The 21,562-nt window shown below is 47.8% G+C and carries 18 protein-coding genes; 15 read left to right on the forward strand and 3 right to left on the reverse strand.

The genetic code is table 11. The features are described 5' to 3' along the window. Positions 1-12: 12 nt before the first annotated feature. From zipA to SSED_RS09000, 7 genes are all read left to right on the forward strand, one after another. Complete coding sequence (gene zipA, locus SSED_RS08970) at positions 13-1,038, forward strand: cell division protein ZipA (protein ID WP_012142084.1); 1,026 nt, start codon at positions 13-15, stop codon at positions 1,036-1,038. An 89-nt stretch (positions 1,039-1,127) separates the two neighbouring features. Continuing rightward, positions 1,128-3,140: an NAD-dependent DNA ligase LigA gene (gene ligA, locus SSED_RS08975; protein ID WP_012142085.1), complete on the forward strand. Its 2,013-nt coding sequence runs from the start codon at positions 1,128-1,130 to the stop codon at positions 3,138-3,140. Between the two features lie 130 nt (positions 3,141-3,270). Then, positions 3,271-3,756 carry a DUF2919 domain-containing protein gene (locus tag SSED_RS08980; RefSeq protein ID WP_012142086.1) on the forward strand — a complete coding sequence of 162 codons (486 nt, stop codon included), beginning with the start codon at positions 3,271-3,273 and terminating at the stop codon, positions 3,754-3,756. A 657-nt stretch (positions 3,757-4,413) separates the two neighbouring features. Next, positions 4,414-5,619, forward strand: a complete 1,206-nt coding sequence (locus SSED_RS08985) for an HD-GYP domain-containing protein (protein ID WP_012142087.1) — start codon at positions 4,414-4,416, stop codon at positions 5,617-5,619. A 76-nt stretch (positions 5,620-5,695) separates the two neighbouring features. Next, a complete protein-coding gene (locus SSED_RS08990; protein WP_012142088.1) occupies positions 5,696-6,556 on the forward strand; it encodes a Rossmann-fold NAD(P)-binding domain-containing protein in 861 nt (286 codons plus the stop codon). Positions 6,557-6,647: 91 nt separating this feature from the next. Continuing rightward, positions 6,648-7,223, forward strand: coding sequence for a thiol:disulfide interchange protein DsbA/DsbL (locus SSED_RS08995; protein ID WP_223295992.1), 576 nt, complete (start codon positions 6,648-6,650; stop codon positions 7,221-7,223). Positions 7,224-7,527: 304 nt separating this feature from the next. Next, entirely contained in the window at positions 7,528-7,956 is a 429-nt protein-coding gene (locus SSED_RS09000) for a Mor transcription activator family protein (protein ID WP_012142090.1), read from the forward strand. Positions 7,957-8,205: 249 nt separating this feature from the next. Here the strand turns inward: SSED_RS09000 and SSED_RS09010 are convergent, their stop codons facing one another. Further along, positions 8,206-8,427 (reverse strand): hypothetical protein, encoded by a 222-nt coding sequence (locus tag SSED_RS09010; RefSeq protein ID WP_041421606.1) that lies wholly within the window; start codon positions 8,425-8,427, stop codon positions 8,206-8,208. Positions 8,428-8,789: 362 nt separating this feature from the next. Between SSED_RS09010 and SSED_RS09015 the strand changes: the two genes are divergently transcribed. The 8 genes from SSED_RS09015 to SSED_RS09050 all read left to right on the forward strand — a co-directional run bounded on the left by SSED_RS09015 (position 8,790) and on the right by SSED_RS09050 (position 19,188). After that, positions 8,790-9,056 (forward strand): DUF4212 domain-containing protein, encoded by a 267-nt coding sequence (locus SSED_RS09015; RefSeq protein ID WP_012142092.1) that lies wholly within the window; start codon positions 8,790-8,792, stop codon positions 9,054-9,056. Between the two features lie 27 nt (positions 9,057-9,083). Continuing rightward, positions 9,084-10,802, forward strand: coding sequence for a sodium:solute symporter family protein (locus SSED_RS09020; RefSeq protein WP_012142093.1), 1,719 nt, complete (start codon positions 9,084-9,086; stop codon positions 10,800-10,802). A gap of 213 nt (positions 10,803-11,015) precedes the next feature. Continuing rightward, positions 11,016-14,435, forward strand: a complete 3,420-nt coding sequence (locus tag SSED_RS09025; protein ID WP_012142094.1) for a DNRLRE domain-containing protein — start codon at positions 11,016-11,018, stop codon at positions 14,433-14,435. A gap of 2 nt (positions 14,436-14,437) precedes the next feature. Beyond that, entirely contained in the window at positions 14,438-15,265 is an 828-nt protein-coding gene (locus tag SSED_RS09030; RefSeq protein WP_012142095.1) for a tetratricopeptide repeat protein, read from the forward strand. Positions 15,266-15,363: 98 nt separating this feature from the next. After that, on the forward strand, positions 15,364-15,912 hold the full coding sequence (locus tag SSED_RS09035; RefSeq protein ID WP_012142096.1) for a CDP-alcohol phosphatidyltransferase family protein: 549 nt from the start codon (positions 15,364-15,366) through the stop codon (positions 15,910-15,912). A 44-nt stretch (positions 15,913-15,956) separates the two neighbouring features. Further along, positions 15,957-16,487, forward strand: a complete 531-nt coding sequence (locus SSED_RS09040) for a hypothetical protein (RefSeq protein ID WP_012142097.1) — start codon at positions 15,957-15,959, stop codon at positions 16,485-16,487. Between the two features lie 166 nt (positions 16,488-16,653). After that, complete coding sequence (locus SSED_RS09045) at positions 16,654-18,501, forward strand: DUF294 nucleotidyltransferase-like domain-containing protein (RefSeq protein WP_012142098.1); 1,848 nt, start codon at positions 16,654-16,656, stop codon at positions 18,499-18,501. Positions 18,502-18,507: 6 nt separating this feature from the next. Continuing rightward, the gene (locus SSED_RS09050) at positions 18,508-19,188 is read left to right on the forward strand and encodes an exonuclease domain-containing protein (protein WP_041421607.1); all 681 of its coding nucleotides are present in this window, start codon (positions 18,508-18,510) and stop codon (positions 19,186-19,188) included. Here the strand turns inward: SSED_RS09050 and SSED_RS09055 are convergent. Continuing rightward, positions 19,180-20,931 carry an ATP-binding protein gene (locus tag SSED_RS09055; RefSeq protein WP_012142100.1) on the reverse strand — a complete coding sequence of 584 codons (1,752 nt, stop codon included), beginning with the start codon at positions 20,929-20,931 and terminating at the stop codon, positions 19,180-19,182. The genes SSED_RS09050 and SSED_RS09055 overlap by 9 nt on opposite strands. Positions 20,932-20,998: 67 nt before the next feature. Further along, the gene (locus tag SSED_RS09060) at positions 20,999-21,532 is read right to left on the reverse strand and encodes a heme NO-binding domain-containing protein (RefSeq protein ID WP_012142101.1); all 534 of its coding nucleotides are present in this window, start codon (positions 21,530-21,532) and stop codon (positions 20,999-21,001) included. Between the last annotated feature and the right edge of the window lie 30 nt (positions 21,533-21,562).

The raw sequence follows: 21,562 nt of genomic DNA on the forward strand, positions 1-21,562 counted from the left end.
ACAGGGTAACCAATGGAAAATTTGCAACTGGTATTGTTTGTGTTAGGTGCGATTGCAATCGTCGCGGTACTTGTGCATGGTTTTTGGTCCATTAGAAAACAACAACCTAAATCATTAAAAGAGAGCCCCATGACGGGCTTCTATAAAGATCAGGGCGCGACTCGAGATCACCAAGGGTTTGATGCCGATGGTATTGGGCAGGTGAGAGTCAGAAAAGGGTCTCCCATTTCTGATGACGAACGTGCTGAAGATGAAATTGACTTTGCGCCAAAAGAGCCGACTCTGACCTCTGAGGGCCAGATGGACAGTTCTGTTCGTCAAGATGAGAATGTTGCAGAAGCCGGTGATGACTTTTCTCTGTCAGATCAGCCTAAACAGAGAGTCACTCGTCAGAGACAGGAGCCTGTGTTGTCTGCAGAAGTGCAGCAAGAGGAGATCAATCAGATGGAGTTGGGACTGGGCCAAGAAGCTGCGCCTAACCAAAGTTCATTGTTTGAGTCGACTGTTCCTGAGCTTTCTCCTGAGCCAGAGCCTTCAATTGAAGTACCAGAACCCGTATCAGAACCAGTGTTAGAGTCTGTGCCAGAGCCTGAGCCAGTTGCCCCTGAGCCGGAAGTATTGCCCGAGCCACAAGATGTACTGGTGTTGCATGTGGTCGCGGCCGAAGGTGAAGAGCTTAATGGTGCAGAACTGCTGCCCTCTCTGTTGTCTCTGAACTTTAAGTTTGGCGACATGAGTATCTTCCATCGTCATGAAGACAATGCCGGTACCGGCAAAACACTATTTTCACTGGCGAATATGGTGAAACCTGGTGTGTTTAACCTAGATGATATGGAACAGTTCACTACCGAGGGCGTTGTATTATTTATGACGCTGCCTTGTCATGGCGATCCCTTGAGGAATTTCTCTATCATGTTGAATTCAGCCCATCAATTGGCCGATGATCTGAGTGGTCAGCTTCTCGATGGTGGTCGTGTTGCCTGGTGTGAAAACACTAAGCAAAACTATCTGCAGCGTATTCGCACACAGAATTCTTAACTGCCGGTTTTATTGGGCAATAAAATCAAAGACCTATTTATAAAAGGCCGCCTTCGCGGCCTTTCTCATGTTTATTCGGATATAACAAGATGCACGCTATTCAAGAAGAGATTAAACAACTGACCTCAGTGCTTAATGAGCACAACTATCGCTACTATGTCGATGATGCACCCAGTGTACCGGATGCTGAATATGATCGTTTAATCAACCGATTAAAGCAGCTTGAAGCCGAAAATCCAGAGCTTTGCCTGCCGGACTCACCGACACAGAGAGTCGGGGGCGTGGCGTTAGCTAAGTTCAATCAAATCACTCACCTTAAACCTATGCTGAGTCTGGATAACGTCTTCAGTGAAGATGAGTTTGATGCCTTCTATAAGCGTATCAGCGACAAAACCAGTGAGACGCCGACTTTTTGCTGTGAGCCTAAACTCGATGGTTTAGCGGTCAGTATCCTCTATCGCGACGGTGTCTATGAACGAGCGGCGACCCGAGGCGATGGTAGTGTCGGCGAAGATATCACCGAAAATGTGCGTACCATTCGCTCTATTCCGCTTAAGTTACGTGGCAGCGATTTTCCACCTCTGCTCGAAGTCAGAGGCGAGGTGATCATGCCGAAAAAAGCCTTCGACTCACTCAACGACAGAGCCAGAGCGAAAGGTGAGAAGCTATTTGTTAACCCGCGTAATGCCGCCGCCGGTAGCCTACGTCAACTGGACAGTAAGATAACTGCGAGTCGTGCACTGGGGTTTTATGCCTATGCCTTGGGCGTCGTCGAGCCGGAGAGCTGGCCTTTAGGCAAGGGACATCACGAGCAGTTGATGCAGCTTAAGTCCTGGGGCTTCCCGGTGAGCAGTGAAGTTAAGCTGTGCGGTGATGTCAAAACTGTGCTCGATTATTATGCCGATATTCTCGAACGCCGTGAGGCGCTGGACTATGAAATTGACGGCGTGGTGATTAAGGTCGATAGCATTGAGCATCAGCTGCAATTGGGCTTCGTGGCGAAAGCCCCCCGATGGGCAACGGCATTTAAATTTCCTGCTCAGGAGGAGATGACCCTGCTCGAAGGCGTTGATTTTCAGGTCGGACGAACCGGAGCGGTGACACCCGTGGCCAGGCTCAAACCCGTGTTTGTCGGCGGCGTGACTGTGTCTAATGCGACGCTGCATAATGCCGATGAAATTGCCAGACTCGGCGTGAAAGTGGGTGACACAGTAATAGTGCGCCGCGCAGGTGATGTGATCCCTCAGGTTGTGGCTATCGTCGCCGAGAAGCGTCCGGTCAGTGCAAACGATATCCTGTTTCCTCAGACCTGTCCTGTGTGTGACAGCATGGTTGAACGCACCGAGGGAGAGGCGGTTGCAAGATGTACCGGCGGTCTGTTCTGTGAGGCGCAGCGTAAAGAAGCCATTAAACATTTTGCATCCCGTAAGGCCCTTAATGTCGATGGTATGGGTGATAAGGTGGTTGAGCAGCTTATCGATAAAGAGTTGGTGGCAAGTCCCGCCGATCTCTTCAGATTAACCGCCTCTGCGATGACTATGTTAGACAGAATGGGGATGAAATCGGCCACTAAACTGGTGGCTGCTATCGAAGACGCTAAGCAAACTACCTTTGCCCGATTCCTATATGGGTTGGGGATCCGTGAAGTGGGAGAAGCGACGGCGGCGAACTTGGCCAACTACTTTAAAAACCTGGATAAGTTAAAGTCTGCCGATGCGGATGAGTTTATTAAGGTGGATGACGTCGGCGCGATTGTCGCCCAGCACCTGACCTACTTTTTTGCCCAGCCTCACAACCTAGAGGTGGTCGATAACCTGGTACAAGCTGGTGTTCATTGGCCCGAGATCGAAGAGGTAGCCGAAGAGGCATTGTCTCTTAAGGGCCAGACCTGGGTGCTGACAGGAACCCTGACCAAGCTAAATCGTAACGATGCTAAAGCTCAGTTACAGGCGCTTGGCGCTAAAGTTGCCGGTAGCGTCTCTAAGAATACCGATTGCTTAGTAGCGGGCGAGGCGGCGGGGTCAAAGCTGACCAAGGCTCAGGACTTGGGCGTTAAGGTGCTCGATGAGGATGGTCTGTTAGCCGTGCTTGCTGGCGAGTAGTTCGCAGCCAGTTATCTTTAGTCAGGATGCCAATGAATGGCATCCTCATCGGCCTGTTTTGAATATTAGCATTGAATTATCTTTTTATGACTCCATATCACTGTGTAGAAAGATAATTTAAGGCAACTCTGTGAATTTTAGCAATATCACCTGGCTCGATGACAAAGGGCATATTAAACCTCCCCTCTATCTCTATCTGATATTGGTCTATATTGCGCGTGGCTGGTGTATCTTCATCGCGTCATTGACACAATCGAGCGACCGCGCCGCACTGGTGGCGCTCTTTTACCCTCAAAAAAGTGATTTCATCATGGCCCTGGTGGCGGGGTTTGGTGCCTTACTGGTTTATGGTGTTGTGATCGCCGAACGTAAACGTTCCCCCCTCTGGTTGAGGCCGTTGTTTGGGCAGTTAAAATGGGTGCTGTTGCTCTTGTTAGTGATAGATGCAGGTTTGTTAATTGAGCGAACGATTAACTCGCACTATCTCTATAACTGGAGCATGGGTTTAGATGCACTGCTGCTTTTCTGGAGTCTGATCTATCTGTTTAAGTCGAAAAGGTTGAGTTATTACTTCGCCGATTGGCCCAGAGAGGAGAGGTTTCCGGGCAAGGTTTAAACCTAATCACACCGCTAATCCGATTCAGCTTCGTTCGGTGCAAGGTTGCTGGAGGAAGGTGAGATAAAAAAAGGCGCTGCAAAGTGCAGCGCCAAAGAATCATGTAATACAGACAACGAACTTGTACTTCGATCCAGGATTTCAATCAAAATTATTAAATTAAACACCTGACTTTAGCTGTAGGGGCCTTTTTAATAATAAAGGACAATTGACAGCAACACTCTTCAAAAGGACATCGACGGGGTGCAATGCCTCCTCAAAGAATAAGTTAACTATATATATCCCGGATATTGTATGCAATATCCATTTTGGAGTATTTACCACTTTCCCCCTATTTGAGTTGGAATAACTCATGCCTGAATTTTCGAAATGGACTTTCTCTCTTACCAAGTCTTAACAATTAGAGCGGTATTAGATGGCACAATGAACTACTTTTAAGGTATCAGAGGCTCTTTTTCGGCGCTAAAAGTGGTTTTTTGCAGTAAATTTGATATCTTTTACTTAAGATTTTTTGTTAATGCTCTATAGTTATGTCATTAAGTTCAGTAGGTTTTCACAACTGGTTTTTCTCGTAACCTAATGCTGAAACTGAAATAGGGAACGATACCTTGATTAATTTAGGGTCTCTCGAACAGGTGTTACAAAGGAGTTGCATTGGTGGCTAAAGCCGAGCAGATACATTTACCCGTAGATAAGCTACAGATCGGGATCACAGTCAAATTACCCCTCTCTTGGAAGAATCATCCTTTCCTGTTTAACCGTGTCGAAATTAAAGAAGAAGCGCAAATTGAGCTAATCAAAAGTTTAGGTGTTCCCTATGTGATCTTGCTTTCGGGTGAAGAGATCATTGAGCAAGCCGATGCTGCACAGGCCGAAGTCGAGGAAGTCGAAGAAGTTAAGGTTGAAGTGGATCACAAGATGCTGATCCGAAAGTCATTAAGGCTCAGTCAGCAGAGATTTATCAAATGTGTCAACGAGAGTCGCTCATCATTTAGCAAGATTGCGAGTGATCCCGAAGGCGCCTATCGAAACTCGGCTGCTCTGGTTGAAGATTTGCTCGAACATATGCATGACGTGGAAACGCCATTTCTTGCTCTGGTGAGTGCCGGTGAGAGTGATGCCAGCATTACCCAACACGGGATCTCGGTAGCGGTTGTGGCCCTGATGATCGCCAAGGCGATGGAGCTGCCTAAATCGGATATGAGAGATATCGCCCTGGGTTGCCTCTATCATGATATCGGTAAGCTTAGGGTGCCCGATATTATTCGTCGCAAGAAGGGACAATTGACAGAGCATGAAGCTAACTTCATGAAACAACACCCTAATTTCGGCTACGATATGCTCCATAAGACGGGGTTATATCCTGAGATGGTCTTAAATATTATTCTGCATCATCATGAATTTATCGATGGAACCGGATTCCCCGATGGCTTGAAAGGCAATAAAATCCCCATCGTGACTCAGATAGTCAGTCTGGCTAACGATTATGACAGGCAGCTTTGGACAGATGAGTTACGCTCTCCACAGGTCGCTTTGGGCTATCTGTTTAAGAATAGGGCTGGTAAGCACGCCGAGTCACTGATTGCCGTCCTGGTTAAAATTTTAGGTATCTATCCGCCGGGTACGATCGTAGAGCTTTCTGATCAGACCGTAGGTAAAGTGATGATGACCACCAAAGAGGTTAAGCAGCCTCAAGTCTGGGCCTGTAACACCGATGGCAGCGAACCGGCGTTGCGTTTTCTTACCCAGGAGGACGTGATGGTTGAGAAGGTCTTAAAGCTTGAAGAGCTTTCTGAGGGAGCAATGAGAGCTCTGCAGGCCGAAATGGGGATCAGTTTCTATTTCAGCGGCGTGCCTAAATAGTGAAGATGTTCGCCTTTTTTATATATGATGTTATAAATATCTGGAAATAATAATAAACGTTTAGGAAAGAGTAACCTTGAAGATTAAAACGGTCAGTATTGTGGGTTGTGGATGGTTTGGATTACCGCTGGCAAAGGCATTAGTTAAACAGGGTTATATCGTTAGCGGTAGCAAGCGCTCAATGGAAGGGGCTGCTGCGTTAACTCATGATGGTATTTCAGGCTTTGGCCTCGATCTCGATAAGCAGCAATTCAATGGGAATGTGGTTGGAGAGTCTGAGCTTGGATTCGATGAATCGACGTTAGCTATGCTGCGTCAAAGGCTTCGTACCGATGCCATCATCATCAATATTCCCCCTGCAATTGTAAAATCTCCCGGTGCTTACCAGCAACGTTTGAGTTTCCTCAAACGCTTGATGGCTCAGCATGAATATATGAGGATCATCTTTGTCAGCACCACGGGGGTCTATCCTTCGTCAGTACATCCAGTGACAGAAAGCGATGCCGCGCCGCATTCGGCATCGAGCGAGGTATTGCTCGCAGCTGAGAAGCTGTTCAGCGAGCTACCTAATGCCTGTATTATCCGGTTTGCCGGTTTAGTCGGACCAGAAAGGCATCCGGGACGCTTCCTGGCGGGAAAACAAAATTTACCGGGCCGAGAGTCACCGGTTAATCTGGTGCATTTGGACGACTGCATCGGCGCCGTGTCCTGTCTATTATCGGCTGGTTCTCTATCTCCCGTTTATAATATCTGTGCGAGGCAACATCCGGGCCGGGAAAGCTTCTATTCGGCGGCGGCTAAAGACATATCTCTCACCGCGCCGGCATTCAGCGATGAGTCGCAAGTCGGTAAATGCATCGACGGCACTAAAATTTCTACAGAATTAGGCTTTCAATATCGCTATAACGACCCTTTAGCTATGCTCTGTGAATGTTGAACAACAAATTTAACTATTAACTTAGGAAGAGACGATGAATTTTTTAAAGTGGCCCTTAACCACATTACTGCTTTTCGTTGCAGTCAATACGATGATGTTCAACCGAGTAGAGGCTCAGAGCTTTGTCGAAGGGGTCGACTATGTGCAAATAAGAGGGATCCCCGAGGCTAAGTCTCCCATAGTCAGGGAGTTCTTCTCATATAATTGTGGTCATTGTTACCGACAGGATTCTTTGTTCGAGAAAACGGTCGAGCTCCTCGGTGACAAGGTGGAGTTTAGCAGAACACCTATCGGTGCCGGTCGCCCGAGTTGGATCTTAAGTCAGGAAGCCTACTACCTGGCTCAAAAGTTTAAATTAACGCCTCAGGTTCATGGCAATATTTTTAAGCGCATACATGAGAAGGAGGGGGCGTTTACACGTCCGGAGCAGCTAAGAGATTACTTCGTGCAGCAAGGCGTCAGTGCCGACAAGGTTGAGAAAGCGATGAGTTCGGCCGATGCCAGTTTGGCACTCTCTAATTACGACACTCAGGCTCAACTGGCCGGAATTCGTGGCGTACCCTCGTTATTGGTTAATGGTCGATACCTGATCAAGTCTAAGCATCGCACGGCCGAGGAGCTGGCTGAGTTGGTGAGCTATCTGTCGTCGCTGGAAGACAAAGAATAAGTTTATCTGTTCTGCCTATCGACAGACTTTAATGAGTAAAGCCCGCATTCTTGCGGGCTTTTTAGTTATTGTCAGGCCTGATACCCACCTCAGAATATCCCGCTCACTAACCAACACAAAATCGACCGCGACATTAGCGAAACGGTACTCGAAAGCCTTAAAAGCTGGGATAAACGTGTGCTGTTTCAACGCCTAAATGACCGTGGGCAATCAGTATCGGTACAATATGAACAATTAGCCAGCTACACCGCGATTGTTGAGCTATATTTAACTCAAGCCAACGGAGGGCTATCTTGTGAATAAGATGATGCATGAAGAGCAAATGGATTTAATTCATAGCAGTACTTTTGAACTGGAACAAGTATTAGAAACCCTGCAAACACTCAAACCTGATGAGCGTTCCGATTTTATCAACCGCTGGCCATCATCCCTACAAAGCCTATGTGAGCTGATGCGAGTCACCTTAGAGGGACAGAAGGTACGCAATGCTCTGGCCATCAGCGAAGCCTTAGCCACCACATTAAGTATTTACCTTGGTGACCGTGTTATCTATATCCCCAACGGCGAACCCCTCAAAGATGTCCTGCGTGATATCCGTATCTGGCGTGAATTTGAAGGTGATAACCTGGAGCAGTTGTCTCGTGAATATGGGCTCACCGAGCGAAGAGTTAACCAGATCATTGCCGAACAGCGAGCCGCGTTTGTGGCGAGAAAGCAGCGACGGTTAATTTGATATCGTGCGCAATGAGCAAAAGATTCAACAGGGTGAGCGAACCGATAGCATTCTCACCGAGTCGGGTACGCTGGCCGACATGCTACATTTTCAACTCACCAAGATAAGCTCACCATGGATAGCCTCGAGCTTGGTAGCAATGAAGAGTATGCCACCACGCACCAGTTCGGTGGCGTCACCAGCCTATTCAAACCTTCTCCGCTCTCACCGTAAAGAACATCACACTAATCATTAGGGCTCTGCTAGCCGTCATTGCAGCACAGAGTAACCGTCAAGGCTATTTATCACAAAAGAGGCTACTCCACGACGGTGAGTATAGCTGTACTGACGTTCGCGTTCGATGGCGAGACGGACTAGTTCGATATCAACAACCACAAAGCGTGAGTGCAGCTGCTGTCCTATGGTGAGTTTGCTGCCAAAGATGGTTGCCCCTTTGAAGTACCTGGTGGCAAATGGCTGATGGACACGCAAACGTTCGCTGCACTAAAAGCCAATACCTCTCACCAAACCCTGATCTGATCTGAGCCCTAATATGGCTATTCGCGGCTGAAGCATGCTCCTACAGAGGGGGATATTTTCTCATTTGAGGCTGCGAGCGACAAAATGTTGTTCATTATCCTCTAATTTTCCTCCTACCTTAGTCTAAGGTCGTTGAGTACTTTTGTTGCAGGTTGACGCCGGCGTCAACTTTCAACTTGCTGTTAAATATCGAGTTCTCTGTTTTTTTAAGTTAAGTTGCCGCCAACGTTAGACTAAGGTCGCGATTGTTGTTGCCTCGATGCTTGGTAGATTAACTATGACTTTAATATAAAAACCAGCACAGGGGAGTCACTATGAGTTTTGAAAGTAACGAAAAGGCTGAAGGGTATTGGCGCGAGAATTTGCGTTTAGTCCTGGGGTTATTAGCAATTTGGGCAGCTGTATCATTTGGATGCGGCATCTTATTAGTCGATGTACTAAATGAAGTTCATTTCATGGGATTCAAATTAGGATTCTGGTTCGCGCAGCAGGGTGCAATGTATGTGTTCGTCGCGCTGATTTTTGTCTATGTGGCCAAGGCCAACGCATTAGACAAAAAATATGATGTTCACGAAGACTAACATTCAACCTAAGAAAGGAGCCGTGAGATGGATGTACAAACATTAACTTATTTAATCGTGGGCGTGACGTTTGCCCTATATATTGGTATTGCGATCTGGAGTAGAGCTGGATCGACCAAAGAATTTTATGTGGCAGGTGGTGGTGTTCATCCTGTGATGAACGGAATGGCGACTGCGGCAGATTGGATGTCGGCGGCGTCATTTATTTCACTGGCGGGTATCGTCTCGTTTGTTGGTTATGATGGTTCAGTTTACCTGATGGGTTGGACTGGTGGTTACGTACTGCTTGCACTGTGTATGGCACCGTACCTGCGTAAATTTGGTAAGTTTACCGTGCCCGACTTTATCGGTGACCGTTACTACTCCCAGGCAGCGCGTACCGTAGCCGTTATTTGTGCCATCTTCATCTGCTTTACCTACATCGCGGGTCAGATGCGTGGTGTTGGGGTGGTGTTCTCAAGGTTCCTCGAGGTTGATGTCGAAACCGGTGTTTACATAGGTATGGCCGTGGTCTTCTTCTATGCTGTTTTGGGTGGAATGAAAGGCATTACATACACGCAAGTGGCTCAATACTGTGTACTAATCTTCGCTTTCATGGTTCCTGCAATATTTATCTCTGTCATGATGACGGGTCACATCTTGCCACAAGTTGGCTTCGGTGCTGAGCTTATTGACGCTGCGGGTAACGGTACAGGAGTGTATCTGCTCGACAAGTTAGATGGCCTATCGACCGAGCTTGGATTTGCTCAATATACCGAAGGCTCTAAGAGCATGATTGACGTGTTCTTTATCACTGGTGCCTTGATGTTCGGTACTGCTGGTCTGCCACACGTTATTGTACGCTTCTTCACCGTGCCTAGGGTAAAAGATGCACGTATATCGGCGGGTTGGGCACTGGTATTCATCGCTATCATGTACACCACGATTCCTGCATTGGCGGCGTTCTCTCGTGTAAATATGATTGAGACGATTAATGGTCCCGAATCAACAGGTGTTGCGTATGAAACTGCACCTGAGTGGATTAAGAACTGGGAAAAGACGGGCCTGATTAAGTGGGATGATAAGAATGCCGATGGCAAGATCTATTATGCCAAAGGCGCTGAAAGTGAGATGAAGATTGACCGCGATATCATGGTATTAGCAACGCCTGAAATTGCTAACTTACCGGCTTGGGTTATCGCATTAGTCGCAGCAGGTGGTTTAGCGGCGGCACTATCAACCTCTGCGGGTCTGTTGCTGGTTATCTCAACTTCGGTCTCTCACGACCTGTTGAAGAAGAACTTAATGCCCGATATTTCAGATAAGAAAGAGCTGATGTTCGCACGTATCGCAGCAGCCTTAGGCATTGTGATGGCGGGTTACTTCGGTATTAATCCACCGGGCTTCGTTGCGGCGGTCGTTGCGATTGCATTCGGATTAGCGGCATCGTCACTCTTCCCGGCAATCATCATGGGTATCTTCTCTAAGACGATGAACAAAGAGGGCGCTATTGCTGGCATGGTGATTGGTCTACTATTCACCGCCTCATATATCGTGTTCTTCAAGTTCATGAATCCTGAGATGAATAACGCCGACAACTGGTTCATGGGGATCTCTCCCGAAGGCATCGGTATGATGGGTATGGTGGTTAACTTTGGTGTCGCCTTTGCGGTAAGCAAGGTAACGGCTGCGGTACCTCAGGATGTTGTTGATATGGTTGAGTCGATTCGTTTCCCTAAAGGGTCAGGCGAGGCGCACGATCATTAATCTCTGACTAAAAGTCTGATTCAAATTCAGAGTCAAAGTTAGATTAAAAAGAGCGCTTCGGCGCTCTTTTTTTTGCTTCAACAGCCCCCAATACCACATCTTTAAGCAGGTGCAAGCTCAGGCACAACGGGGGATTAGTGCATATACTTATCACATTGCTCATGGCTCTTGCTTGTGTTTATAGCTTAAGAGCCGCAAGGTACGGTGGTGTTTATGCCTGGTTCATTTCTGTCGTTCTTATCATGTAAGTCTACGATTAACAGACTCTTTCTTAGTGGGCTACTCTGTTCGCTGCTTGTTACTGCACCATTTGAAGGGCGGGCGGAAAACCTGAGTCGTGGTCCCTATCTGCAGCTGGGCACGCAACACAGCATGACGGTTAAGTGGCGAACCGATGTCTCCAGCCCATCGAATGTGACCTACGGTACAGAGCTGAATGACTTAAGTGGTAATGCATCCGGGGCAGATGGGTTGGATCATAGTGTGCTGATTTCGGGTTTACTGCCTGATACCCGTTACTACTATGCTCTGCTCGATGAAGCGGGGAGCGTCCTTGCCGGTGGCGATAGCAGCCATTTCTTCTATACCTCCCCAATTATTGGTAATACAGAGCTTACCCGAGTATGGGTTATCGGTGATTCCGGCACAGCGGATAGTAATGCCCGAGCCGTTCGAGATGCCTATCGAGCCCGGACAGGTAATGAATACACAGACCTTTGGATCATGCTGGGTGACAATGCCTATTCAACCGGCACCGACAGCGAGTATCAGGCCGCGGTGTTTGATCTTTATCCTGAGCTGTTGAAGCAATCTCCACTCTGGGCAACCTTAGGTAATCACGATGGGGCAAGCGCCGATTCTGCCTCACAAGATGGTCCCTATTACGATATTTTTACCTTGCCAACCAACGCTGAAGCGGGAGGCGTTCCATCGGGAACGGAAGCCTATTACTCTTTCGATTATGGCCAGATCCACTTTATCTGCCTCGAGTCTCACGAAACAGACAGGGCAAGTAGCGGTGCCATGTTGACCTGGCTGGTGAATGACCTTGAGGCCACCAGTCAGCCTTGGATCATCGCCTACTGGCATCACCCTCCCTACACTAAAGGCTCTCATAACTCGGACTCAGAAAATCGCTTGATAGAGATGCGAGAAAATGCGCTGCCAATCCTGGAGTCTTACGGCGTGGATCTTGTCCTGTCCGGTCACAGCCACTCCTATGAGCGTTCATACCTTATCGATAGTCACTATGGCAGTTCAACGACGTTCAGTGAGGTGATGAAACTCGATGGTGGCGATGGTAAGAAAACAGGAGATGGCAGTTATCAGAAAGCAATTCAGATCCAACAGGCCAATAACGGCGCCGTCTATGTGGTTGCGGGAAGTTCAGGCAAGATCTCGGGTGGAGCGCTTAACCACCCGGCCATGTATGCTTCAATCAATAGTCTGGGGTCGGTCGTTGTCGAGGTGATAGAAAATGAGCTGACGGCTACTTTTATCGATAATACCAATGCCGTTCAAGATGCATTCACCATCACTAAGGGACCGGATATTCTTCCACCTGAATTGGTGTCGGTTGAGGCGATTGATACGACACACATCAGGGTTAATTTTTCAGAAAATATCGGCTTGGCTAGTGCAACTGATATTTTGAATTACCAACTTGATAATGACGCCGTTGCGCTCTCGGCTCAGCAGAGTACAAATCAGCGCGAAGTCACTTTAACTACCTCGGCCCTGATCCCTTCACAGCTCTACACCCTGACAGTCAATGACATCGAAGATATTTCGCTTAACACAATAGTCGCCGATACCCAGCAGACATTTACCTATATCAATCTAATCACCGTCGCATTTCAGGATGGAGTCAGTCCTGCCGCGGGTTATGCCGGTACCAGTGATGCCTATATCAGTGAGCTCAATAGTGGCGCTAACTATGGTACGAGTTCGAACCTCTATATCGATGGTGATGATGGCGGCGGAGTCGATCTTTCGAGTCTGCTTAGATGGGATATTAGTCAAATTCCGGTTAATGCCACTGTCGAGTCGGCGGCGATCACCTTAGATGTGTTTAACCCATCGGGTAGCAGCTATGATGTTTTCGCGCTTTATTCTCCTTGGGTCGAAGCTGAAGTGACCTGGCAGCAGTATAGAGCCGGTATGGCTTGGGCGTCGGCTGGTGGACAGGGCGGAAGCGATCGCGGCTCGATTTCCCTCTCTTCAATTTCACCCTCGACTGGACTGTTCACGGCTAACCTCAATGAGGCCGGCATTGCTATCGTTCAGTCCTGGCTGGATGGTGCCGTCAACAATAATGGCTTTGTCATCGCAAACACGTCGGCTTCAGATGGTGCCGATTTTTATTCGAGCGAGTCGACGAATTTCCACCCTAAATTAACATTGGTTTACTCCCAACCTGAGCCAGAGGGGGATAGCGAAGCACCGAGCCGGGTTGAAAACCTGCAACTCAGTTCAGTGACCACGGGCAGTGCATCTATGAGCTGGAGTGCGGCAACCGATAATGTCGCTGTGGCCGGCTATAAGATACTGCGTGACGATGTGATGATAGCTACATCATTGATAACGAGTTTCGATGATGGTGGTTTAACACCAGCAACAGATTATGCCTATAAGGTGATCGCTTTCGATGGTGCCAATAACGAATCTATTCCCAGCGCGCCACTAAATGTCACGACCAACGCCATAGTCGCCTCGGTTCATGTCGAGCAGATAGCCATGGCCATCGAGTCGGTAAACAGGAAAAAACTCAGGGCACAGGCTGATATCTCGGTCGTCGATAATATGGGCTCAGGTATTGGTAACGTCGCGGTGCTGGGGAGTTGGACAGGCCTGTCGACACTGTCTGTATCTGGCGTGACATCGAGCGAGGGCAAGGTCAACTTCGGCTCGGGTAACGCAAACAAAAATAGCAGTGGTCAATTTATCTTTACCGTCAACTCTCTGAGCCTCACGGGCTACACCTACCTCGAGAGTGACAATATTGAGACCAGTGACTGTATTCAATCCGATGCCACAGCCTGTGGAGGAATTAGTGCACCAACGGATCTCAGTGCCAGTTTCAATGGCAGTCAGGTTGAGCTGAGCTGGTCAGGCGTGGTTCAAGCGACCAGCTATAACGTCTACCGTTCGCTCGATTCCGGCGGCTATAACTCGCCCGTTCAATCGGACGTGACGAATTATCTCGATATTTCGGTAGCGCCTGATACCCGCTATTACTATGTTATATCGGCCAGCGATGGCGTCGAAGAGTCGCCTGTTTCACAAGAGGTCTCTGTGACGACTATCTCTGCGCCTACGGTATTACAGGCCGATGATGTCTCACTCTCTCTTAAGAGGAAGGGACGTAGCTACGATATTACGGCTCAGGTATCCGTGATAGATGATTTGGGAAGCCTAGCTGCGGGCGCCAAGGTGAGCGGTAACTGGACCTTAGCCGACAGTACGACGTCGATGGTATCAGGGACTACCGGGGCAAACGGTTCCCTAAGTTTGAAGCTGTCTAAGGTGGCGGCTCAAAGCGGCGACGTTTTCGCTTTTACCGTCACAAATATTGAGCGAGAAGGCGATAGCTTCAACGATGTCATGACCTCGGGTTCGGTAACGGTGCCTTAGCCATGAAGGTGCTCTATAAGGCTATTTTATTTCTGACGCTGAGTTGCCCCGGCGTCTCTATGGCGCACATAGAGGTCGATCTACGTGTGCAGCACTATGACGACTTGCTCTTATCACAGACAAATGATCCTCATCTGTACCTGCAGCGAGGTGAGCTGCACAGTGAAAACCAGCATTGGGAGCTGGCCTGGCGTGATTTTCAAAGTGCCCTGAAGAACACCCATGATGATAATATACGTCTGGATATCTGGTTTTATATGGGGCGCATGCGACTGCAGTCGGGGATGCCGGATGAGGCGAAGATCTTGCTATCTAATGTGATAGCGTTAGATCCCAGATATAAGTCGGCCAGATTGAATCTCGCTAGAACCTATTTAGCGCTGGAAGAGTATGATTTGGCGACCGATGAGATGGATAGTTTTATGAGCCTGTTAAACAGGCCCACGCCGGATCAGTTTATTGAGCGTGCGATGATGGCTAAGTCGATAGAGAACGTGGGGCTTAGCAAGGCCATTGAGGGGCTCAACGATGGAATAGACAGGCTTGGTCCGATCGTCACCTTAATAGAGCTTCTGATCGACAGTTATCTGGAGCAAGGCGAGACTCCGCTGGCGCTCTCGGCCATCGAACGCTTGCCGGATAGTGTCAAGGCTCTGCCTCGTTGGCAACTCAAGAAAGGAGATATCTACTACCTGCAGATGTGTTTTGTCGATGCACAAGCAGCTTATCAAAACGGCTTGAACAGTATAAATATTATGCCAACTCATCGCCAATCTATGCCTGCCGTACAGGCACTGAAAAATCGGCTTGAGGGCAAGTTGATCTACTGAGTTCAGATTTTTTATCACTAAATCGGTTAAACGGGCACTTTGAGTCGGAGCAGATATACTAAGGATAGGAAAACTTAATCCAGGATGGTTAATAAGTTATGGCCAGTTCAGTAATCAAGCAGCTTCCCAATATGTTGACGACATTGCGCCTGATCTTGGCTATACCTATCTGCCTGATGATCCTGAATGAAGACTATGGCAGCGTGATATGGATTGCATTTATTGCCGGACTCAGTGACGGCGTCGATGGCTTCTTAGCCCGTAAATTAAATGCCGTCAGTCGTTACGGTGCGATTGTCGATCCTATTTCCGATAAGGTATTGTTGGTCAGTGTGTATGTCTCTTTTGCGATTGTGGGCCTGCTGCCATGGTGGGTGGCCACGGTCGTCGTGATAAGAGATCTCTTAATCGTCTGCGGTGCACTCCTCTATCACTGGCAGTTTGGTCGTTATGAGATAGCCCCGAGTCTCTGGGGAAAGGCGAGTACCTTCGTGCAGATAACCTTTGCCCTGATACTATTAACCGACCAGGTTTATCCGTTCCTTACCCCGCAGAGTTTTCAAGTAGGCATGTGGTCTCTGATCGTGATGGCCTTTATCAGCGGAGGGCACTATTTCTATGTATGGAGCAAAAAAGCATTAAATTAACGCTTATCCACCAATTAAGGACAGTTTTATAAAGGGATTTGTAAATGATATGGATATTACTTTGTTTCCTGTTAATGCCAGTTAATACCTTTGCGTCGGCCTCCCATGATGAAGGGGCATTCATTATCACTGAAAAAAGTGGGCTTCAGCCTCTCGAAGGCATAGATTCAAACCATAATGGAGTGAGAGATGATTTTGAGGTATTTATCACTAAGCATTATACCGATCCTATGTTACGTCAACTTGGTTATAGCGCTGGAAGGATTTACAAGTCTCTTCTCGCTCTAGCTACTACGCAAAAAAGCCCCAAACAAGCTGAGGCTGATTTCAATGAGATGTCAGTTGAAAATGCGGCATTCCTGTGTGATTTACTCGTCGCGCTGCGGGTCTGCGTAAGAAGAGAGAGCCGTACTCGAGTTGATTTTTATGGTTATCAGTATAAATATTTCAATACGTTAGAGCGACTTGAGACATTTTATCTGGCTCAGAATAGACTCTATGAGTTACTGGGAGACAACTATAAACCTACCGTGTCTAATTCCCCCTGCTTACAAGTCATCAACTATTCATTTTGATTGTTAGTTAATCACAGCATTTTATAGTGAGCCCTCGAGTCTCTATGTCCAGGTGAGCATAACCTGATAAACTTTTGACTGCTCCATAAGTCGAATACCTGTACCTTTTTGAATTAGGTATAGTTTTACTATCAGTATCTACTTCCGCTTTTTCTGGTGACAGTCTATGGATGCAAGTGAACTTCAACCCATTACCGAGTTTATCAAGGCGCAAGTGCCTTTTGATACACTGGACCTCGCGACACTCGAACGTTGCTGTAAAAGCCTGAGCGTAGGCTACTACAGTAAATTATCTGCGTTTGTGCCCCTCGATGAGAGTCACCCTCAGCTCTATATCGTACGCAGCGGCGCTTTCGAGGTGAGAGATAATGATGGCGAGTTGCTGGACAGATTAGGCGAGGGGGATTACTTCGGTTTTCCCTCCCTGTTATCCGGTGAAAAGGTGAGTAACCGGGTTCGGATCCTCGAAGATGGCCTGGTGTATCACCTCGATCCCGACACTTTCGATTACCTGCGTGTAGAGAGTCGGCAATTCGATCGTTTCTTTAACCGCGCCTTCGCTAAACGCCTGCGTCATCAGACCCGTTTCAAGGCCAAAGAGCTAACCACCACCAATCGGGTCAGCTCATTGATGTCAGGCGACCCTCTGGTTATCGACGTTAATGCGACGGTGAGTGATGCCGCCCGAAAAATGCGCTCGACGCGGGTCTCCTCGGTCTTAGTGATAGATAATAATAAGCTTAGTGGGATCTTAACCGACAGAGACTTGAGAAACCGAGTCTTAGCCGAAGGGTTAGAGGGAAGTCTGCCCGTTCATCAGGCCATGACGACAAAGCCCAAGACCCTGACATCAAATTCGCTGGTATTTGAAGCCATGTTGCTGATGAGTGAGCATAGTATTCATCATCTGCCTATCGTTGACGATGAGCGCGCCGTGGGAGTATTGACCAGTACCGACATCTTACGTGGCCAAAGCTCACAACCTCTGCTTTTGATTGGTGAGATAGAGCGTCAAAATGATCTTGAAAGTTTAATCGGTGTCAGTAAGCAGATCCCGCTCTTGTTGCAGAATCTGATCAGTGCAGATGCAAGGGCGGAGGAGATTGGTCGGGTACTGACCTCGGTGACCGATGCCTTGACCCGGCGTCTCATCGTACTGAACCAACAGATCCTGGGAGAAGCCCCCATGGCCTTCTGCTGGTTGGCATTCGGTTCTCAGGGACGGCAAGATCAGGCGGCATGTTCGGATCAGGACAATGGTTTGTTGCTCGCTCATGAACCCGATGAAGCGGCTGCCGGCTATTTTGAAGCCTTGACCAAGGCGGTATGTAACGGCCTGGACAGATGTGGTTATATTTATTGCCCCGGCGATATCATGGCGCAGAATCCTAAGTGGCGCCTGACCCTATCTCAATGGCAACAGCGCTTCGGTAAGTGGGTGAATACTCCGGAGCCTAAGGCGTTAATGCATGCGAGTATCTTCTTCGATATGCGCTCTGTCTACGGACCGAGCTCTCTTTTCGATAGTCTGCAGGACAAGGTGTTAGCGGAAACGAAAGACAATGATATCTTCCTTGCCGGAATGACCAATAACTCATTGCTGGAGTCGCCGCCGTTAGGGTTTTTCAAACAGTTTGTACTCGAACGCGACGGACGAGAGGTGAAGGGGATCGATCTGAAACACAAGGGAAATGCCTTGATAAATGATATCGCCCGGGTTTATGCGCTGTCGGCCGGCATTAAAGAGGTGAATACGGCAAAACGCATTCGTGCGTTAATGGAGAGTAATATCATTAATCGTAAAGACGCACTGAATCTCGCCGATGCCCATGAGTTTATCGCCCATATGCGTCTATCCAATCAAGGTTATCAGTACACTCACTCGATAGAACTGTCTAATTACCTGAAACCACAGAATCTCTCCTCACTGGTTCGTCATCAGTTACGGGATGCATTTAAGGTGGTGCATGATGCTCAGGCCGGGATAAAGCTTAAATTTACGAGGACCTTTTAGGTGGTGATGGGTTTCGCTTTACGCTCACAACTGTGCTGGAGAGCTTTTTTGAGCCGTTCGGACTCGACTAAACAGTATTATCGCTCTCAAATGCCCGCGGTTGGTCAGGTCTTTTCTGAGTCATCTTTGATGGCTGTCGATCTTGAAATGACTGGCTTAGACCCTAACAGCGATCAGATACTGAGCATCGGCTTAATTCCTATAGAGAAAGGCCTGTTGCAACTTAGTCGCGCCGAACAGAAGTTGATTCAGATAAACGGCAGTGTCGGCCAGAGTGCAACCATTCACGGTATCGTCGATCATCAGCTACAAGCGGGTGTCTCTATCGATTCGGCTATTGAATGGTTCCTGGATCGTACCAGAGGAAAATTGTTGGTTGCCCATCACTCTCCATTGGATCTAGGTTTCTTACAGGTGGCAATTAAACAGGTCACGGGAGAGTCGATAAAGTTGCTGGCTATCGATACCTTGGCCCTTGAACGTAAACGTCTGCTTCGCAAACAAGATGTATTGAAAGAGGGGACGCTAAGGTTGGGGGCATGCAGGGCGCGATATGGTTTACCCGTTTATGCTGCTCACAACGCTTTGGTCGATGCCTTAGCCTGTGGTGAACTCCTGCTTGCTCAGGTTGCAGCTTTAGGAGATTTGCACCAGGTGACAGTCGCTGAACTGTGTCAGCTATCCTGATGGCTGGTTGATTCTTTGATACCATTTGATCAGCACCCTTTTGATATCTATCAGCTTGTATGGTTTGTTGATAATTTCATCCATTCCACTCTCGAAACATTTATCGATTTCTAGGGTCGTGGTACCCGCAGTCAGCGCTATGATAGGTTGACGATATCCCGAGTGCCTCAGCCTCCTGGTTGCTTCGAAGCCATCGACGATAGGCATTCTGCAGTCCATCAACACTATATCGACAGGTTTATCGGCCAAAAAGTTAATGGCTTGCTGACCGTTGTTGACGAGATAGGGTTTGATCTTTAGTTTATCGAGCATCATGGAGATAAGTAATCGGTTCACTTCACTGTCTTCGACAACTAATACGGTCAGCCTCTCCAGAGTGACGTCCATCTCTTCATCTACGGTGACATCTTCCGTATCGTCTGTTGCCTTTAGCGGTAGCCTGACCGAGAACTGTGTACCTTCATCTTCGCTGCTTTCGAGGCTTATCTCTCCCTTCATTTCGTCGACCAGAAGTTTACAGATTGCTAAACCTAATCCTGTGCCTTCATGGGGGCGATTGCTGGCATTGTTAACCTGAACAAAAGGTTCAAAGATGTGTGCCAGTTTATCTTTGGGGATCCCGCAGCCGGAGTCCGATATCGTAAAATGAAACATCTCCTGCACCCAATCGACCTTTACCGATATCTTGCCCTGATCGGTAAATTTGATTGCATTACCTATCAGGTTTACAAAGAGCTGTTTAATGCGGTCCGGATCGCCTAGCAACCGGGCGGGGATGTGTTCATCGAATGTTAGTTCAAAAGCCAGGCCTAACTCAGCGGTCTTAGTTGTAAATATGTTTTGGATCATTGAGCACAGCTGCTCGGGACTGAATTTTGTATCTATGATTTTGAGCATACCAGCATTCATCTTACTGATATCGAGCAGATCATTGATTATCACCTCCAGTAGTTCTCCGGATTGGTGCATCGTCTTAAGCAGCTGTTGCTGATGAGCTGTCATTTGGGTATCGCGCATCAGATCCGCGCTGCCCAGTAACCCACTGAGTGGGGTGCGTAGCTCATGGTTTATCATGGCCACAAAATCCCTTGCTGTTCGCTCAGAGTACTCGGCTCTGCGCTTCTCCTCCAGTGTGCGATTCAATAGTGCCTGACGTTGATAGGCAGAATGCAGCATATCGCAAAACAGAAGTAACTGTTTCTCTATGGTCTCTTGCCAGGTTTTTGGAGTATTCAACTCTATCTGTAATGCCCCTATATGCCGAGCGCTTCCCTTAATGATCACACTGAGTTGATGACCCTCATCGCTCCATTGGCATGAGTTTTCCTGGGTTGTTTCATGTTGCCAGCTGGTGGGACTTCCTGCGATGAATCGGCCATTAACGAGTGAGCCGTCGGATGTGGTTAAGATTAACCGGCACGAATGAATATGCTCAATGTCGGCCAGTTCATCGACCAGCCGCTGGAGGTGTTCGCCTGAAAGGTGCTGCTTAAGAAACATCTGGGTAAAGTCGAGCAGTACCGATTCTAGACGGGTTTTCAAATGCAGTAGGGCGATGTCCTGCTCTGAACGGTTTTTAATGATGAGTAGATTGTCTTCTAATATTTGTTGGGCCAGGTAAAGCTCACGACTCTTCTCTTCCAGCAGTTTTTCAGCCGCGAGCTTTATCTGATGCTCTCTCTGCACTTTTTTGGTGAGCAGTGCTATCTGTTTATGTAAATCCGCTTTCTCATCTTCCAGCATACTTAATGACCCTATTGATGACTCCCAACCTTAGTGCTCTTGACTTTAGTAAGGGTCGAATGAGCGGTTAAACATAGGTGATAGTGAAACGCACTTCCGAGTTATCTTGGGATAGTGGTGCCATGTCGATAGTGACTGTCTGGTTGAAATGGTTGGCACACCCATTAATCAGACCGAAGCAGACATGAGACAAACACCGTGCAGAATGATAGTCCATCACCAGCTCGGAGGCGGATTGTGAGATGAAATTGAATCTGGGTGGTTTAGCCTGAGGGTAGAGTTTTTTCACCTCAATGTGAATCGATGCTTCGACACTTTTAATAAAGCTAAAGGTACTGTCATATTTTCCCTCGAGTTCAGGCATGCTTTTAAACAGCTGGTTGAATACGGACTCACCGTATACCTGTTGCAGATCGGCGCAGGAGATACCGGTTAACTTACTTAGGCTGTTGATTAATTTTATCAGGTCTCGATGATCGTAAGTTCCCACAGTGGTGTAGATACCGGGATCTTCGTTGGCATCCAGCATGCTTTGGCATGTCTCAAGGCCAAATTTGTCTTCAACGAGCGAGATAAATTCTGAAAAAATTATGCCTTTCATAGTCTTCCTATTATTAACTTGTATTGTAAA

Origin of the sequence: Shewanella sediminis HAW-EB3, from assembly GCF_000018025.1 — a bacterium.
In the GTDB taxonomy this organism is placed as follows: Bacteria; Pseudomonadota; Gammaproteobacteria; order Enterobacterales; family Shewanellaceae; genus Shewanella; species Shewanella sediminis.

What these genes read in the sequence shown, in the direction of transcription:
- SSED_RS08995 (WP_223295992.1), top strand. Translation starts at nt 6,648, where the DNA reads ATGATGTTCAACCGAGTAGAGGCTCAGAGCTTTGTCGAAGGGGTCGAC.
- SSED_RS09020 (WP_012142093.1), top strand. Translation starts at nt 9,084, where the DNA reads ATGGATGTACAAACATTAACTTATTTAATCGTGGGCGTGACGTTTGCC.
- SSED_RS09000 (WP_012142090.1), top strand. Translation starts at nt 7,528, where the DNA reads ATGATGCATGAAGAGCAAATGGATTTAATTCATAGCAGTACTTTTGAA.
- SSED_RS09015 (WP_012142092.1), top strand. Translation starts at nt 8,790, where the DNA reads ATGAGTTTTGAAAGTAACGAAAAGGCTGAAGGGTATTGGCGCGAGAAT.
- SSED_RS09040 (WP_012142097.1), top strand. Translation starts at nt 15,957, where the DNA reads ATGATATGGATATTACTTTGTTTCCTGTTAATGCCAGTTAATACCTTT.
- zipA (WP_012142084.1), top strand. Translation starts at nt 13, where the DNA reads ATGGAAAATTTGCAACTGGTATTGTTTGTGTTAGGTGCGATTGCAATC.
- ligA (WP_012142085.1), top strand. Translation starts at nt 1,128, where the DNA reads ATGCACGCTATTCAAGAAGAGATTAAACAACTGACCTCAGTGCTTAAT.
- SSED_RS09030 (WP_012142095.1), top strand. Translation starts at nt 14,438, where the DNA reads ATGAAGGTGCTCTATAAGGCTATTTTATTTCTGACGCTGAGTTGCCCC.
- SSED_RS09050 (WP_041421607.1), top strand. Translation starts at nt 18,508, where the DNA reads ATGGGTTTCGCTTTACGCTCACAACTGTGCTGGAGAGCTTTTTTGAGC.
- SSED_RS09045 (WP_012142098.1), top strand. Translation starts at nt 16,654, where the DNA reads ATGGATGCAAGTGAACTTCAACCCATTACCGAGTTTATCAAGGCGCAA.
- SSED_RS09055 (WP_012142100.1), bottom strand. Translation starts at nt 20,931, where the DNA reads ATGCTGGAAGATGAGAAAGCGGATTTACATAAACAGATAGCACTGCTC.
- SSED_RS09060 (WP_012142101.1), bottom strand. Translation starts at nt 21,532, where the DNA reads ATGAAAGGCATAATTTTTTCAGAATTTATCTCGCTCGTTGAAGACAAA.
- SSED_RS09025 (WP_012142094.1), top strand. Translation starts at nt 11,016, where the DNA reads ATGCCTGGTTCATTTCTGTCGTTCTTATCATGTAAGTCTACGATTAAC.
- SSED_RS09035 (WP_012142096.1), top strand. Translation starts at nt 15,364, where the DNA reads ATGGCCAGTTCAGTAATCAAGCAGCTTCCCAATATGTTGACGACATTG.